The sequence below is a fragment of the Haemophilus parainfluenzae genome (assembly GCF_003252795.1).
In the GTDB taxonomy this organism is placed as follows: Bacteria; Pseudomonadota; Gammaproteobacteria; order Enterobacterales; family Pasteurellaceae; genus Haemophilus_D; species Haemophilus_D parainfluenzae_K.
The window spans coordinates 111,803-127,686 of record NZ_QEPQ01000002.1 but is presented as its reverse complement, the minus strand read 5'-3'; the positions used below and the strand labels follow the sequence as shown (position 1 = coordinate 127,686).

The 15,884-nt window shown below is 40.8% G+C and carries 11 protein-coding genes and 3 tRNA genes; 3 read left to right on the top strand and 11 right to left on the bottom strand.

The window, feature by feature from the left end:
- Positions 1–60: 60 nt before the first annotated feature.
- Entirely contained in the window at positions 61–3,753 is a 3,693-nt protein-coding gene (gene metH, locus DPV81_RS03090; RefSeq protein ID WP_111386720.1) for a methionine synthase, read from the top strand.
- A 65-nt stretch (positions 3,754–3,818) separates the two neighbouring features.
- On the opposite strand, the gene DPV81_RS03085 is transcribed toward metH, so the two are convergent.
- The gene (locus DPV81_RS03085; protein ID WP_111386719.1) at positions 3,819–5,489 is read right to left on the bottom strand and encodes an ATP-dependent nuclease; all 1,671 of its coding nucleotides are present in this window, start codon (positions 5,487–5,489) and stop codon (positions 3,819–3,821) included.
- A 212-nt stretch (positions 5,490–5,701) separates the two neighbouring features.
- On the opposite strand from DPV81_RS03085, the gene DPV81_RS03080 reads away from it, so the two are divergent.
- On the top strand, positions 5,702–6,169 hold the full coding sequence (locus DPV81_RS03080) for a hypothetical protein (RefSeq protein WP_049368884.1): 468 nt from the start codon (positions 5,702–5,704) through the stop codon (positions 6,167–6,169).
- A gap of 90 nt (positions 6,170–6,259) precedes the next feature.
- Here the strand turns inward: DPV81_RS03080 and DPV81_RS03075 are convergent, their stop codons facing one another.
- From DPV81_RS03075 to DPV81_RS03050, 6 genes are all read right to left on the bottom strand, one after another.
- Positions 6,260–7,681 (bottom strand): sucrose-specific PTS transporter subunit IIBC, encoded by a 1,422-nt coding sequence (locus DPV81_RS03075; RefSeq protein ID WP_005698676.1) that lies wholly within the window; start codon positions 7,679–7,681, stop codon positions 6,260–6,262.
- Between the two features lie 127 nt (positions 7,682–7,808).
- Positions 7,809–7,894, bottom strand: a tRNA-Leu gene (locus DPV81_RS03070).
- A gap of 20 nt (positions 7,895–7,914) precedes the next feature.
- Positions 7,915–8,262: a preprotein translocase subunit SecG gene (gene secG, locus DPV81_RS03065; RefSeq protein WP_005696834.1), complete on the bottom strand. Its 348-nt coding sequence runs from the start codon at positions 8,260–8,262 to the stop codon at positions 7,915–7,917.
- A 116-nt stretch (positions 8,263–8,378) separates the two neighbouring features.
- Positions 8,379–10,322: a DNA topoisomerase III gene (locus DPV81_RS03060; RefSeq protein ID WP_111386717.1), complete on the bottom strand. Its 1,944-nt coding sequence runs from the start codon at positions 10,320–10,322 to the stop codon at positions 8,379–8,381.
- 4 nt (positions 10,323–10,326) lie between these two features.
- Positions 10,327–10,929: a recombination mediator RecR gene (gene recR / locus DPV81_RS03055; protein ID WP_005696838.1), complete on the bottom strand. Its 603-nt coding sequence runs from the start codon at positions 10,927–10,929 to the stop codon at positions 10,327–10,329.
- A gap of 61 nt (positions 10,930–10,990) precedes the next feature.
- On the bottom strand, positions 10,991–11,320 hold the full coding sequence (locus DPV81_RS03050) for a YbaB/EbfC family nucleoid-associated protein (protein WP_005696839.1): 330 nt from the start codon (positions 11,318–11,320) through the stop codon (positions 10,991–10,993).
- 135 nt (positions 11,321–11,455) lie between these two features.
- On the opposite strand from DPV81_RS03050, the gene DPV81_RS03045 reads away from it, so the two are divergent.
- The gene (locus tag DPV81_RS03045; RefSeq protein ID WP_111386715.1) at positions 11,456–12,547 is read left to right on the top strand and encodes a metallophosphoesterase; all 1,092 of its coding nucleotides are present in this window, start codon (positions 11,456–11,458) and stop codon (positions 12,545–12,547) included.
- Between the two features lie 45 nt (positions 12,548–12,592).
- Here DPV81_RS03045 and DPV81_RS03040 read toward each other — a convergent pair whose 3' ends face one another.
- The 4 genes from DPV81_RS03040 to DPV81_RS03025 all read right to left on the bottom strand — a co-directional run bounded on the left by DPV81_RS03040 (position 12,593) and on the right by DPV81_RS03025 (position 15,677).
- Complete coding sequence (locus tag DPV81_RS03040; RefSeq protein ID WP_049373211.1) at positions 12,593–13,963, bottom strand: L-serine ammonia-lyase; 1,371 nt, start codon at positions 13,961–13,963, stop codon at positions 12,593–12,595.
- Between the two features lie 35 nt (positions 13,964–13,998).
- A complete protein-coding gene (locus DPV81_RS03035; RefSeq protein WP_070582983.1) occupies positions 13,999–15,237 on the bottom strand; it encodes an HAAAP family serine/threonine permease in 1,239 nt (412 codons plus the stop codon).
- A 286-nt stretch (positions 15,238–15,523) separates the two neighbouring features.
- A tRNA-Asn gene (locus tag DPV81_RS03030) sits at positions 15,524–15,599 on the bottom strand.
- A gap of 2 nt (positions 15,600–15,601) precedes the next feature.
- Positions 15,602–15,677, bottom strand: a tRNA-Phe gene (locus tag DPV81_RS03025).
- Between the last annotated feature and the right edge of the window lie 207 nt (positions 15,678–15,884).

Sequence of the window (15,884 nt, the reverse complement as noted above, 5' to 3'; positions counted from 1 at the left end):
GTATCAATGCTTATCCCTATTATTCCGACCAATATTGATTGATTTTAAAAAGAGCTGTCTATGTCACATAATCAAACCGAATTACTGAAAAAATCCCTCGCTGAACGCATCCTTATTTTAGATGGTGCGATGGGGACGATGATCCAAAAATATAAACTCACCGAGGCTGATTTTAGAGGCGAGCGTTTTAAAGAAAGTGCGGTTGATTTACGTGGCAATAATGACTTGCTCACCCTGACCCAACCGCTGTTAATTTCTGCGATTCATGAAAAATACTTACAAGCGGGCGCCGATATTATTGAAACCAATACTTTCAGTTCTACCACCATTGCGCAAGCGGATTATGATTTACAGTCTATTGCCTACGAACTGAATTTTGCAGGAGCAAAACTAGCCCGTTTAGCTGCAGACAAATACAGCACACCAGAAAAACCTCGCTTTGTCGCGGGCGTGTTAGGGCCAACCAACCGTACGGCCTCTATTTCTCCTGATGTAAATGACCCTGGTTTCCGTAACATTACCTTTATGGAACTGGTCGATGCCTATGCGGAAGCGACTAAAGGCTTAATTGAAGGTGGTGCAGATTTAATCATGATCGAAACCATTTTCGACACGTTAAACGCAAAAGCCGCCATTTTCGCGATTGAAACCGTATTTGAAGAATTAGGTGTGGAATTGCCGATTATGATTTCTGGCACCATTACCGATGCTTCCGGTCGTACCCTTTCTGGGCAAACCACTGAAGCGTTCTACAACTCGCTTCGTCATGCTAAACCATTGACGTTCGGTTTAAACTGTGCGCTCGGCCCGAAAGAACTTCGCCAATATGTTGAACAACTGTCTAAAATCAGCGAAACCTATGTTTCTGTTCACCCGAATGCAGGCTTGCCAAATGCCTTTGGTGGCTATGATTTAGGGGCAGAAGAGATGGCTGCACATCTGAAAGAATGGGCTGAAAGTGGCTTTGTGAACATTGTTGGCGGTTGTTGTGGTACGACGCCAGAGCATATCAAAGCCTTTGCGAATGCAATGCAAGGTATTGCACCACGTAAATTACCTGAAATTAAAACTGCGATGCGTTTATCGGGTTTAGAACCGCTTAATATTGATGATGAAAGCCTATTCGTAAACGTGGGTGAACGTAATAACGTGACAGGTTCGGCGAAATTCAAACGTTTAATTAAAGAAGACAAATTTGCCGAAGCCATTGAAATTGCCATCGACCAAGTGGAAAACGGTGCGCAAGTGATCGACATCAATATGGATGAAGCCTTGCTAGACAGCAAAAAATGCATGACCCGTTTCCTCAATATTATGGCGACCGAACCAGATGCGGCCAAAGTGCCTGTGATGATCGACTCGTCTAAATGGGAAGTGATTGAGGCTGGCTTGCAATCAGTGCAAGGTAAACCGATTGTGAACTCTATTTCGCTTAAAGAGGGCGAAGAAATCTTTATCGAGCACGCTAAATTGGTGCGTAAATACGGTGCCGCTGTGGTGGTCATGGCGTTTGACGAAGTAGGTCAAGCCGATACCGAAGATCGTAAAGTCGAAATTTGTAGCCGTGCTTATGATATTTTGGTGAACCAAGTCGGCTTCCCGCCAGAAGACATTATTTTTGACCCGAATATTTTTGCCATCGGTACGGGGATTGAAGAACACAACAACTACGGTGTGGATTTCATCAATGCTACCGGTCGCATTAAACGTGCCCTACCGCACGCGAAAATCTCGGGTGGGGTGTCGAATGTGTCTTTCTCATTCCGTGGTAATAATGTGATGCGTGAAGCCATTCACGCTGTTTTCCTTTATCACGCCATCAAACAAGGCATGGATATGGGGATTGTGAATGCGGGGCAGCTCGCAATTTATGACGATCTCGATCCTGAGTTACGTGAAATTGTGGAAGATGCGGTATTAAACCGTAGCCCAGATGCCACCGAAAAACTGCTCGATATTGCAGAAAAATATCGTAATCAAGGCAATGATGAAAGTGCGGTCGATTCTGTCGCAGAATGGCGCACTTGGCCAGTGGCAGAACGTTTAAAACACGCGCTAGTGAAAGGAATTACCACTTACATTGTGGAAGATACCGAAGAAGCCCGCCAACAATTACCAAGCCCGTTAGATGTAATTGAAGGCCCACTGATGGAAGGGATGGATGTCGTCGGTGATTTATTCGGTGATGGTAAAATGTTCCTCCCACAAGTAGTGAAATCTGCACGCGTGATGAAACAATCTGTGGCGTACTTAGAGCCGTTTATCAACGCCACCAAACAAAAAGGTTCAAGCAACGGTAAAGTGGTGATTGCGACCGTAAAAGGCGACGTACACGATATTGGTAAAAACATCGTAAGTGTGGTGATGCAATGTAATAACTTTGAAGTGATTGACTTGGGCGTGATGGTGCCGGCGGACAAAATAATTCAAACCGCTATTGATGAAAAAGCGGACATCATCGCGTTAAGTGGTTTGATTACCCCTTCTTTAGATGAGATGGAATACTTCTTGGGTGAAATGACTCGCTTGGGCTTAAATCTGCCTGTGATGATTGGCGGAGCGACCACCTCTAAAGAACATACAGCAATTAAACTTTATCCAAAATATAAAGAACACGGCGTATTTTATACTTCTAATGCCTCCCGTGCGGTGACAGTGTGTGCAACATTGATGAACCCTGAAAGCCGTGCAGAATTATGGGAACAATTCAAGAAAGATTACGAGAAAATTCAGCAATCTTTCTCTAACCGTAAACCACTGCGTAAGCAACTGAGCATTGAAGAAGCTCGCGCAAACCGATTTGATGGCTTTAGTGGTGAATGGGCAGATTACGTGCCACCAAAACCAAATCAAACCGGTATTGTGGAATTTAAAAACGTACCGATTGCCACATTACGTAAATTTATCGACTGGTCACCATTCTTCCGCATTTGGGGCTTAATGGGTGGCTATCCCGATGCCTTTGATTATCCAGAAGGCGGCGAAGAAGCACGCAAAGTATGGAACGATGCGCAAGTGGTATTAGATGAATTAGAGCAAAACCACAAACTCAACCCAAGCGGTATTTTAGGTATTTTCCCTGCGGAACGTGTGGGCGATGATGTGGTGCTTTTCTCTGATGAAGAACGCACACAACCAATCGGCACGGCCTACGGCTTACGTCAACAAACCGAACGTGGCAAAAATAGCAAAAGCCCGTTTAACTTTGCCTTAAGCGACTTTATTGCCGATCGCGAAAGTGGCAAAAAAGACTGGATGGGTATGTTCGCTGTCTGTGCGGGTATTGAAGAAATGGAATTAGTGGAAGGCTATAAAGCAGCAGGCGATGACTACAATGCTATCTTACTACAAGCTGTGGGCGACCGCCTCGCCGAAGCCATGGCAGAATACCTGCACTTTGAGCTTCGCACCCGCATTTGGGGCTACACGCAAGAAGAATTCGACAACCAAGGTTTAATCAATGAAAACTATGTCGGTATCCGCCCTGCACCTGGCTATCCAAGCTGCCCTGAGCATACAGAAAAAGCCTTGATTTGGGATTTATTAGAAGTGGAACAACGCATCGGCATGAAACTCACCGAAAGCTACGCCATGTGGCCGGCAGCTTCTGTCTGCGGTTGGTACTTCACTCACCCTGCAAGCAACTATTTCACACTCGGTCGTATAGATGAAGACCAAGCTCAAGATTATGCCAAACGTAAAGGTTGGGATGAGAGAGAGATGATGAAATGGTTGGGTGTGACTATGAAGTAAATATGCCTTATTAAAGTAAGAAGACCACCTAAAATTAGGTGGTCTTTCATATGTATTGATAAAAACTATTTTGGAATCCCCTTTCTGTTTGGATTATTAATCCATTGTGATATTTTTCCTATAAAATCCCAAACATCATTATGAGTTGGTCTAATATAGTGCTCAGAACTAGGATCATCTCCCATCTTTTCAAAAATATTTCTTAGCCAACCATTTTTATTTCTATCAATATCAAGATCACTTAACCAATTCTCTACTTCTCCTATTGGAACAACAAAGCACCCATATTCCATTAAATTATCAAAGAAATTTGAACAGAATTCTTGATCTTCTTCTGTTAATAAATTAATTCCACCACTACGTTTAAAATCTTTTTCATCAAATGCGTTCACTAGATTTTCCCTATTTGTTCTGAAGGAACTCTTATTTCGCTCAGGAATATATATACCATCTAAAACTTTATTCCAATTAGCTCCCCCTTCTTTAATAACATCAATATCAACAATCCCAACGGCAGGAATGCCCAACTCTCTTAATGGCTTAACAATATCCCAAACAGTTTGCTTATTTTGAGCATTTAGAAACAAACACCCTTCAATCCCTCTTGGATCTTTTTCCTTTAATAAACGTTCATTGATTTCTTGATAAAAAGCTCTATCTGCATCTGCTTCAGTTACTACAACTGCATTATAGAAGAGCGCATTAAAAACACCTATTGAACGCAATAATGGATTTTGCATTAACGGTTTTAACTTATCTTGCGTTAAAACTCTCGCTGTTGCCCCTTGATTCCCATAAGTAAGTCTCACAATATTGATACCAACATTACTTTGTACACAGCCCATCAAAAAATCAGCACTATGAGTGGCAACAAACAGTCTTTTATCATTATCTAATATTGATGTAATCTCTTTACCTAATTTATAGGAAAGTGTTGGATGTAAGAACGCCTCTGGTTCATCAACTAATATGAAATCAGACTCTCCAGCAATTAAAGATATTATAATTCCTATAAATGCTTTAACACCATCACTAACATCATTTATTAAAGTTGCATTTTTATGAAAAACCCTAGCCTCTTCACTAAGACTTTTATCCAATTCATCTTTAGGCTCTTTTTCCGATAATCTCAATCTAAGATAACCTAAATTAGTAGGATCAATTACTAAATATTTTTGAAAAGCATTATAAACAATATCCCTTACTTTAGAAATTAAGGCCTTATCCCTAAATAATTTAGAAAAAGTATCTCTAGGTTCTTCTTGTAAATCATCTGCAACTTGTTCTGTAATCAAATTCAATCTATTATATCCATCAAGCCTTGTCGTTAAATATTGCAAAACCATTGGCAACTCTGAATTTTTGAAGTTTTCCTTATTTGGAGATAATGCTGTATTGATTAAATTTGGCAAATAAACTTGACAATTATTATTGTACATCCCAACTACCATATAATTATTATCATAAGGAGGAAAATGCTTAGAAGGAGCAATTTTTATTTTATTTAATATTTTTTCATAAACTTGATCCTCAGCTAAACTTTCAAATTCTAAATCACTAATTATATTTAATGGCTCTGTTCTTCCGCTAGTTATCCATCCTTCTATTTCAATTAACGCTTGAGATTTACCACTATTATTAGGACCAATAAAAACAGTTATAGGGGTAAGTTCTATTCCTAAACTATCATCCGACCCTAAATACGCCCCAGCTTGAAGTTTGATTTTTTTTAGCATTTTATACTCCATATAAACAATTATATTATCTAGCAATATAATATAAATGTTAAAAATATAACTCCACTACTTTTCCATTATTATTTTAATTTATAAAAAATATTAAAAGTGGTTTAATCAAAACTAGTCATGAACATCTCATCCCTTGCACTATCCCTAATTTCCGCTATCATACTCCCTTTCTCATTCACTCTACTCTCGGAACTTTATCGATGAATAAATTCAAATTAGCATTACTGACGGCGGCATTCGTAGGTTTGTTTGCTTGTACCACAACACAACAACCAAAGAAAACCGTAAAAACACGATACCTTAAAAATAACATTAGCCAAGCGGAATTAAACAATCCGAAAGATTACAAACGTTATTACTATTCTTGCCGTAATTCAGAAACGGGTTCGAATTCTTATTTAACCACTTACTTCCCGCTTTCAAGAGAAAGCCGCATGAAAGATAACTTTGGAATTTATTTCCAATTAGATGGTGGAAAAGCGGTGCCGTTTGATCATGTGGAAAATCGTACCTTAAATGCACGTGGAAACCGCTTTGAAGTGATTTATCGCTCTTATGAGCCGATTGATGGCAGTTATGTTGATTTAATCGCACGTGAAAATAATTCCGTGTACTACAAGAATAATCAAGGCATGAGAAGCACTTGGTTAAACTGTCGAGAAGGCTAATTTTCAATGAAAGTGCGGCCATTTTTAGACGCATTTTTCCAAACAAAAAAGCACGAGCTTAAACTCGTGCTTTTTCTTTTTTATCTCATATTAGGCTTTTGCTTGTGCGCGTTTCACGAAAATGACAGAAAGCGTGAATGCCACCACAAATGAAATCACCATACCGATGCTGTACATCGCAAGGCTATCAGGTTTGATAGATGGGATACCTAAGAAACCTGCTGCCCCTAATGCAATGGCTTTTACATTGAAGAATGCGATAAAGGCACTTGCAAGACCTGACCCAATCATTGCAGCAAAGAAAGCTTGACGATAACGTAAGTTCACCCCGAACATTGCTGGTTCAGTAATCCCTAATAATGCAGAGATACCCGATGGCACCGCTAAACCGCGTACTTTTGGATCTTTTAATGCCACTGCTACACCTAAACAGGCCGCACCTTGTGCGATGTTTGACATTGCGGCGATTGGGAAAATGAATGTACCGCCTGTATTTGCCATTTCAGCTAATAATTGTGTTTCAACTGCAATGAAGGTTTGGTGCATACCCGTAATAACGATTGGTGCATAGAATGCCCCGAAGATTGCACCACCAACGAACCCTAAAGTGTCATATAACCAAGTTAAGCCTGATGCAATTAATGAACCCGCCTCACGACCGATTGGACCGATTACGGTGAATGCTAAGAAGCCCGCAATAAATAGCGAGAATAATGGGGTAATGAGGTTATCTAAGTAAGAAGGCACAAACTTACGGAAGGTTTTTTCTAAGGTTGCTAATACCCAAGCAGAAACTAATGTTGGGATGACTGTGCCTTGGTAGCCGACTTTTTCAATTTCAAGACCGAATACATTCCAGTATTGGATTTTGCCTTGCGCAAGGGTTAATGCGTAGTTCCAACCATCTGCTAATGCAGGGTGAACTAATAACATCCCAAGCGCTGCCCCTAAGAATGGGTTACCGCCAAATTTACGAGTAGCTGAGAAACCGAGTAATACTGGTAAGAACACAAACGGTGCGTTCGCGATGGTATTAATGAAGTCCACCAAATCCGCAAGACCTGGGTGCATATCAATCACGCTTAATTCATCAACGAAGAAACCTTTCGCTGTAAGCATGGAGTGAATACCCATTAACAAACCGCCTGCGACGATTGCCGGAATGATTGGCACGAAAATATCTGCTAAGCCTTTAACCAAACGTTGCAATAAGTTCTGATTGCCTGACGCTGCTTCTGCCACTTCGGCTTTGCTCACATCTCCGATACCAAGCAATTTGGTAAGTTCAGCATGAACTTTATTCACTGTGCCTGAACCGAAGATAATTTGATATTGACCGGCGACAGCAAACTGCCCTTTCACGCCTTCAATGTTATCAATGCCTTCTTTGTCCACTTTGCTTTCATCGTTTAGCACAATACGTAAACGCGTTGCACAATGTGCTGCTGTGGCGATGTTTTCTTTGCCGCCAAGCTTATCAATCACTTGCTGGGCGATTTGAGGGAAGTTCATAGTGCTCTCCTAATGGGTTTCTAGAAAAAGAAAATCGACAGATTGTAACCAAAACAGGGGATAATAACTAGCTATTCAAGCAAATTTTAGGCGAAAAAAAACCGACTTGATTAAGTCGGTTTATAGTTGGTGCTCTGGGCGAGACTTGAACTCGCACGACCTGCGGCCACTACCCCCTCAAGATAGCGTGTCTACCAATTCCACCACCAGAGCGTTTATTCTGTTTTTATTCCTTATTGCGGAATATCGTTATTTTTGTTTTCAACTGCTGGAGCAGCTTGTTGTTGCTGTTGTTGAACTTGTTCAGCAGTTTGAGATAAATCGTCAAATGAACCTTTTTGTACGTTACCACGGTGAGAGTTGATATTACCCAACACTAAAGCAATCACAAAAAAGCCAGTTGCCAGGATTGCGCTGGTACGGGTTAAGAAGTTACCTGCACCTGCAGAACCAAACATGGTACCTGATGCACCGCCGCCAAATGACGCACCTGCGTTCGCACCTTTACCTTGTTGAACAAGGATAAAGCCGATTAAGGCGATACAAACTAATACATAAATAAATAATAAAATATTGTACATTATTCTTTCTTCTCTAAATTGCGATTTCGCAAGAAAACTGGGAGCAAATGTTATATAAAATTCATGTTTTTCGCAAGCGCTTTCCCATTTTTTTTACTTAATTGTATTAAGTTTAATCAATTTTCAGCGTTTAAATCTTCCGATTTTTTGACCGCTCTTTTTCGTTTCGTTGGCGACGCATTTAAACCTTTTGAAATCTGACTTAGACGACGTAATGCGGTGAAATCAACAAAACGTACTAAATCCGGCAACATTTGATTAAGCGTAAACATAAATTGCTGATAACTTGCCTGTTTTTGGCTGATATCCGTTAACTGCGCTTCCCAATGCGCTGTCATATCAGGTTGCGTAGCAATATCCGGTAGCGCTGAAATGAGGATCCGCCCCGTTTCTGTGCTGTGAATATTGCGTCCTTTTTTCGTCAAAAAACCACGTTTAAATAGCAATTCGATGATTCCCGCTCGCGTTGCTTCTGTGCCAAGTCCATCCGTTTCACGCAGAATTTTTTTCAATTCTTTATCTTGCACAAAGCGTGCTATCCCTGTCATAGCGGAGAGCAATGTTGCATCAGTAAACGGTTTCGGCGGTTGCGTTTTTTTGCTCACCACTTCGCCTCGTTCGCAATATAGGATCTGCCCTTTCTTCACGATCAGCAATAGCGGCTCTTGATTTTCATCTTCGTCTTCTTTGCCAAGTAACTCTTTCCAACCCGCAGTTTGCAAGTTACGTGCTTGTGCCACAAAAGTACCGCCCGCAATACTTAAGGTAATTTTACTTTTACGATATTCCGCATCGGGACAAAACTGCAATAAATACTGACGAGCAATCAGTTCATAAATACGCTGTTCATCAATACTTAAATTAATCGAGCGTGTGTTAGCTGTCGGAATAATTGCATGGTGCGCTTCCACTTTTTTATCATTCCAGCAACGATTACGCTGCTCGCTATCCACCACCGATGGCAAGGTTTGATAAGTCTGGCAATGCTGCGAAATCGCATTCATCACTTTATGTCGTTCAGCAAAATGCTCTTCCGGCAAATAACGACAATCAGAACGCGGATAGGTAATCAAACGATGGGTTTCATATAACCGCTGACAGGTATCCAACACGCTCTGTGCCGACATCCCAAAACGTTTTGCCGCATCAATCTGCAATGCTGACAACGAATAAGGCAAAGGAGCGGTTTCTTTCTCGCGCTTATCTACATATTCGGTCACTTCGGCAGGTTGATCGGTAATGCGCTTCACCACATTTTCGGCTAAGCCTAAAGACAACACGCGACCATCTTCATCTTGGTAATCTTCACAAGCCTTACTCGGTTGCCAAAGTGCTGAAAAAAGTGCGGCCGGATTTTCAGATGTTTTTTCGTCTTTTACCCACGCCAACACTTCATAGAAATCTTTGGGTTGGAAATTTTCAATTTCCAAATCACGGCGAACAATCAAGCCTAACACAGGTGTTTGCACTCGCCCAACGGAAAGCACGCCATCATAACCCGCTTGGCGACCGCGAATGGTATAAGCACGGGTCATATTAATGCCGTATAGCCAATCGGCACGAGCACGCGCCAGTGCGGAGGTAGCCAATGGAATAAAATGACGATTCGGTTGGAGTTTTTGTACGGCTTTTTCGACCGCACTTGGATTAAGATCGCTAATCAAACAACGCAAAATACCGTCACGTTTTTCGGCGGATAAATTGGCATAGCTGAATACTTCATCCACCAGCAACTGCCCCTCTCTATCCGGGTCACCCGCATTAACTAAAACATCGGCTTGATGAATGAGTTTTTCCACCACGGAAAGTTGTTTTTTGACTTCTTTTCGCGGCAACAGAATCCATTTTTCAGGAATGATGGGTAAATGTTCTAAACGCCATTGTTTGAATTTAGGATCGTAGGCATCCGGTTCTGCTTGTTCGAGCAAATGCCCCACGCACCAAGTCACAACATCATCATTGCCGCATTTAATAAAACCATCCCCCCGTTGATGAGGCTTTGGCAATACATCAGCAATCGCTCGCCCAAGACTGGGTTTTTCGGCAATAAACAGGCGCATAAGATTAGTCGATCTGACGACGACCTAAGAAAGAATGGGTTAAGGTAGTACCGTCCACGGTTTCTAATTCCCCACCGACAGGGATCCCGTGAGCAATACGGCTCACTTTAATATTATGTTGATGGCAAATTTCCGCAATATAATTGGCTGTCGCATCGCCTTCCACCGTTGGATTGGTCGCTAAAATCACTTCATGGAATGATTCTTCAACCAGACGTTTTTGCAATAAATCTAAACCAATTTCTTTCGGACCAATACCATCTAAAGGTGATAAATGCCCCATTAAGACAAAATAACGTCCAGAAAATTGGCCTGTTTGCTCAATGGCTTGAATATCCGCCGGCATTTCCACCACGCAAAGCAAACCTGAATTTTGACGGCGAGGATTGTTACAAATATTGCACGTTTCCTCTTCGGTAAAATCACGACACTGCGAACAATGCCCAATTTTAGACATTGCTTCCGTTAACGCGCGTGCTAAGTTCATCCCACCGCTACGGTTGCGCTGTAAAAGATGATAAGCCATACGCTGCGCTGATTTCGGGCCGACACCCGGCAAGCAACGAAGATTTTCAATAAGATGTTCTAAAAGTGGACTGCTTTGCATAGTATTTATGATGGGAGAAAATGGATGGTGTGTAAATCGATAAACTCACACACCCGATGAATTAAAATGGAAGTTTCATTCCTGGCGGTAATGGCATACCTGCGGTCACTGAAGCCATTTTTTCTTTTTGTAATTCTTCTGCACGACGGACTGCATCATTAAATGCGGCAGCGATTAAATCTTCCAACATTTCTTTATCGTCTTCCATTAAAGAAGGATCGATCTCAATACGACGGCAGTTGTGCGCACCATTAATGGTGATTTTTACTAAACCCGCACCGCTTTCGCCAGTTACTTCTAATTGGGCAATTTCTTCCTGCATTTTTTGCATTTTTTCTTGCATTTGTTGGGCTTGTTTCATTAAGCCGCCTAAACCGCCTTTTCCGAACATTGGATTTTCCTTCTTTAATTAACTAAAACGAGCCGCATTTTAGCGAAAAAATTTGCCTTTGGGAACAGAGAAATTTATTATTCCACACTTCAAAACTGGGTCAAAAACGACCGCACTTTTATTTAGGAATTGCAGATGGAAACTCGTTATTACTTTATATTTACGGCAGCTATTATTTTGTTACAACTGCTGATTTATATTTTTAATAAAACGCTGATTTGGTGGCTGAACAAACCACTCTCCCAAAAGGCAAGACGAGCAATTACCTTTGTCAGCTTTTTGCTTCCTAATGTCTTGGTTATTTGCCATTTTTTAAAGCTTTTTACGGTATTTCGACTTATTGCTTTAATGCTCGCACTGCTCCTTTTTTCAGCTTTTGCGAGTATTGCCGCAGGATGTATTCATTTTCTTTTCCGAAAATCCAAATCCATCACCAAAATCGACCGCACTTTACGCATTGCTTACCCGATTTTATTTATTGGTATCACTGCCTTAAGTGTGTATAACGCCTATGTTACACGTGTTATTCATTATGAAATTACGCTAGATAAACCCATTAAACCATTGCGAATTGGCATGGCAAGCGATCTCCATTTAGGTAAATTATTTGGCGGGAAAGAATTGGATAAACTGGCTGATCTTATGCAGCAGGAAAAGGTGGATATCATTTTATTGCCTGGCGATATTATGGATGATAACGTCAATGCTTATTTAGCCGAAAAAATGCAACCCCATTTAGCGAAACTCAAGGCCCCAATGGGCGTTTATGCCACACTAGGCAATCATGACTTATTCGGTGATCAAGATCGAATTGATCGAGAAATTCGCAAAGCTGGTATTACGGTATTAAGAGATGAAACATTAACATTAAATAATGAATTGGTACTGATTGGACGAAATGACAATCTTGCTCACGATAGACCAAGTACCGAGACGTTATTAAAACAAGTGAATACTGACTTACCGATTATTCTATTGGATCACCGTCCAACAGATATCGAAAAACATGCTTCACTCCCGCTTGATATTCAAGTTTCAGGGCATGCACATAAAGGGCAAGTATTCCCCGCCAGTTTAATCACAAAAATGATGTATCGCTTGGATTATGGTCATGAAAAAATTGGCAATCCACATGTTTTTGTCACTTCTGGTTACGGCTTTTGGGGCATCCCAATGCGCTTAGGATCACAGTCGGAAGTGATCATTATTGACGTGAAAGGGAAATAAAAAAGAGCGGTCAAAAATGACCGCTCTTTTATTATCAATTAGCTATTAAGAACACACTACTTTCACCGCTAAGCCACCTTTCGATGTTTCACGATATTTGGCATTCATGTCTTTACCTGTTTCATACATGGTTTCGATCACTTTATCCAAGGTTACGCGAGGATTCGTGGTTCGGCGTAATGCCATACGGCTAGCGTTAATCGCTTTCACCGAAGCAATGGCATTACGTTCAATACAAGGTACTTGCACTTGGCCACCAACAGGATCGCAAGTTAAGCCCAAGTTATGTTCCATCGCAATTTCAGCTGCGATACACACTTGTACTGGTGTACCACCTAAGATCTCAGTTAAACCTGCGGCAGCCATTGAACATGCCACCCCCACTTCACCTTGGCAACCGACCTCTGCCCCCGAAATAGATGCATTCATCTTATAAAGGGAACCAATCATACCGGCAGCCAATAAGTAGCGCTCAATAACTTCTGGCGTTAAAGGTGCAACAAATTTTTCATAATAAGAAAGCACTGCTGGCACAATACCACATGCACCATTTGTTGGCGCGGTTACAACGCGACCACCTGCCGCATTCTCTTCATTTACTGCAAGGGCAAACATATTCACCCAGTCGATCACATACATTGGGTCATGGGCTAAACGGCCGCTATTTGCCTCCAAGAGACGATAAAGTGATGGCGCACGACGGGCAACTTTTAAAGGCCCTGGTAACACACCTTCTGTTTTAATACCATGTTCAATACAATCTTTCATGGTTTTCCAAACATTCTGTAAATGTGCTTCAACTTCTTTTTTATCGCGTAATGCTAATTCATTTTTCATCATCACTGTTGAGAGCATTAAGCCACTCTCCTGACAATGTTTCAAAATATCTTCAGCATGTTGATAAGGATACGGCACCGTCACCGGATTTTCTTCCTCTTGACCAAAATGCGCTTCATCTACGATAAAGCCACCACCGATAGAGTAATAGGTTTGGCGGTAAAGCACATTACGATCAGCATCTAATGCAGTAATGGTCATACCGTTTTCATGCAATGATAAAAAGGAATTATGGAATACCATATTGGCATCCCAATCGAAATTAACCGTTTTTTTGCCCTGTGCAATCGACAGTTTTTTAGTTTGTTTAACCTGTTCGATAAAGGTTGGGATTAAATCAATATCCACATCATGCGGTAGATAACCAGCCAATCCCATAATGATCGCAATATCTGTATTATGACCATGTCCCGTCATTGAGAGAGAGCCATACACATCAACGTGCAAGGTTGCAACCGCATCAAATTTACCTTGCTCGATTAAATCGTCAATAAACTGCTTGCCTGCTTTCATCGGACCAACAGTATGGGAGCTGGATGGCCCAACTCCCACTTTAAACATATCAAATACACTAATCATATTATTTTAAATCCTAAGCTAAACTAAAAAGCCGCTTATAATAATCCATATACGACCGCGGAGATAGCAATTAATCCCATAACTGTAACAAATACATTGCTAAAACGACCTTGATAGCGTTTCATTGCTGGAACATTGCGAATCGCATACATAGGCATAATGAAAAGGATCATCGCAATGATTGGGCCGCCAAGGGATTCAATTAAACCTAAAATACTTGGGTTAATAATCGCTACGCCCCATAAAGTGAGTAAAAAGAAAACTGCAGTACCGTAATTTAATTTTTTACGATTCACACTTTCACCTTTCATTTTGAGGTATAAGCCTTCTAAACCTTCACGTGCGCCTAAATAATGGCCAAAGAATGAGCTTGTAATCGCGAAGAAAGCCACTAATGGTGCGAAATAAGAAATGTATGGGTTATCGAATTTGTTAGCAAGATAAGACAAGATACTAATATTTTGTGCTTTTGCTTCTAATAACTCTGCTGGTGTTAAGGTTAATACACAGCTAAATACAAAGAACATCACGAAGAACAGTAATACGGTTGAAGTGCCTTTTTCTGTACGACCGATGTGATATTCCGTTGTATTAAAATCTTTATATTCACGTTGTTGAGAAAGCGTGAAAGAGGAAATTGCCGGAGAATGGTTAAAAGAGAAAACCAATACTGGGATGGTTAACCACAATGTCGTGATGAAGCCACCAGCAGTAGGAAGCTCATAAAGCATTGAAGCATTCCATTGCGGAATGAGATAAATTGATAACGCAAAGAGAATCAACACCAATGGATAAACGAGTAATTCGGTGATTTTCAACATCACTTTTTCACTGAACAACATTACAGAAATCAATATCGCAATTAATACAAAAGAAAGAATCACACGGTTTGGTGAAGCCATGCCTAATTGGTTGACGATAAAAGAATCGACAGTATTAGTGATCCCGTTTCCATAAATCAATAAAATTGGGAAGATCGCAAAGAAATATAATAATGTAATTAATTTCCCTGCGGTCGGGCCGAAATGTTCTTCAACTACTTCGGTAATATCACTGCCTGGCTTAGAAGAAGACAAGACGAAATAAGCCAAGCCACGATGTGCAAAATATGTCATCGGTCCGACTAAAATCGCCATCACAACCAAAGGCCAAAAACCGCCCATCCCTGCATTGATTGGTAAAAATAATACCCCTGCGCCCACCGCAGTTCCAAATAAGTTTAATACCCAAGCTGTATCAAATTTATTCCATTTTTTATTAGTTGTAGTGTCCATACATCACCCTCTAAAGTTAAAATTATAAAATCGTTTATTTAATGAGTATTCATTCATTAAATTAGTGGCTGCATTATGATGAGATTAGGGGTTGATTGCAAAGTGCAAAATAATAAAGTGTGATCTTGCTAACAATTTTATGTAACTTTTTTACATAAATATTTATCTAGATCAAAAAAATGCGGTGAGAAATTTGAGCAAATTTTAAAGAGAGAAAAACAACAGAATAATGCGGAATTCTAAAAAGCAAAAAGCCGCTAAATTGCTTTAGCGGCTTCTTAGAATTTGGCTCCTCCTGCGGGACTCGAACCTGCGACATATGGATTAACAGTCCACCGTTCTACCGACTGAACTAAGGAGGAAATGGTGCCTCGAGGCGGAATCGAACCACCGACACGGGGATTTTCAATCCCCTGCTCTACCGACTGAGCTATCGAGGCGTTATCGTTATTGGCTACTGCCTGACAACGGAGCGTATTAAACTATTTTTTCGGGTATCGGTCAACAATTAAATTCAAAAAAAGTAAAAAAGTTGGTGTGTTTGAGTGGTTAATAACCAAAACGACTATAAAAAGAACGTATTTTGTAAAACTCAATCAAAAATAACCGCACTTTCTCAAAAAATAATGCCCGAAAATTCTTTCGGG

Coding starts and splice junctions, on each gene's coding strand:
- metH (WP_111386720.1), top strand. CDS start 61: ATGTCACATAATCAAACCGAATTACTGAAAAAATCCCTCGCTGAACGC.
- DPV81_RS03085 (WP_111386719.1), bottom strand. CDS start 5,489: ATGCTAAAAAAAATCAAACTTCAAGCTGGGGCGTATTTAGGGTCGGAT.
- DPV81_RS03080 (WP_049368884.1), top strand. CDS start 5,702: ATGAATAAATTCAAATTAGCATTACTGACGGCGGCATTCGTAGGTTTG.
- DPV81_RS03075 (WP_005698676.1), bottom strand. CDS start 7,681: ATGAACTTCCCTCAAATCGCCCAGCAAGTGATTGATAAGCTTGGCGGC.
- secG (WP_005696834.1), bottom strand. CDS start 8,262: ATGTACAATATTTTATTATTTATTTATGTATTAGTTTGTATCGCCTTA.
- DPV81_RS03060 (WP_111386717.1), bottom strand. CDS start 10,322: ATGCGCCTGTTTATTGCCGAAAAACCCAGTCTTGGGCGAGCGATTGCT.
- recR (WP_005696838.1), bottom strand. CDS start 10,929: ATGCAAAGCAGTCCACTTTTAGAACATCTTATTGAAAATCTTCGTTGC.
- DPV81_RS03050 (WP_005696839.1), bottom strand. CDS start 11,320: ATGTTCGGAAAAGGCGGTTTAGGCGGCTTAATGAAACAAGCCCAACAA.
- DPV81_RS03045 (WP_111386715.1), top strand. CDS start 11,456: ATGGAAACTCGTTATTACTTTATATTTACGGCAGCTATTATTTTGTTA.
- DPV81_RS03040 (WP_049373211.1), bottom strand. CDS start 13,963: ATGATTAGTGTATTTGATATGTTTAAAGTGGGAGTTGGGCCATCCAGC.
- DPV81_RS03035 (WP_070582983.1), bottom strand. CDS start 15,237: ATGGACACTACAACTAATAAAAAATGGAATAAATTTGATACAGCTTGG.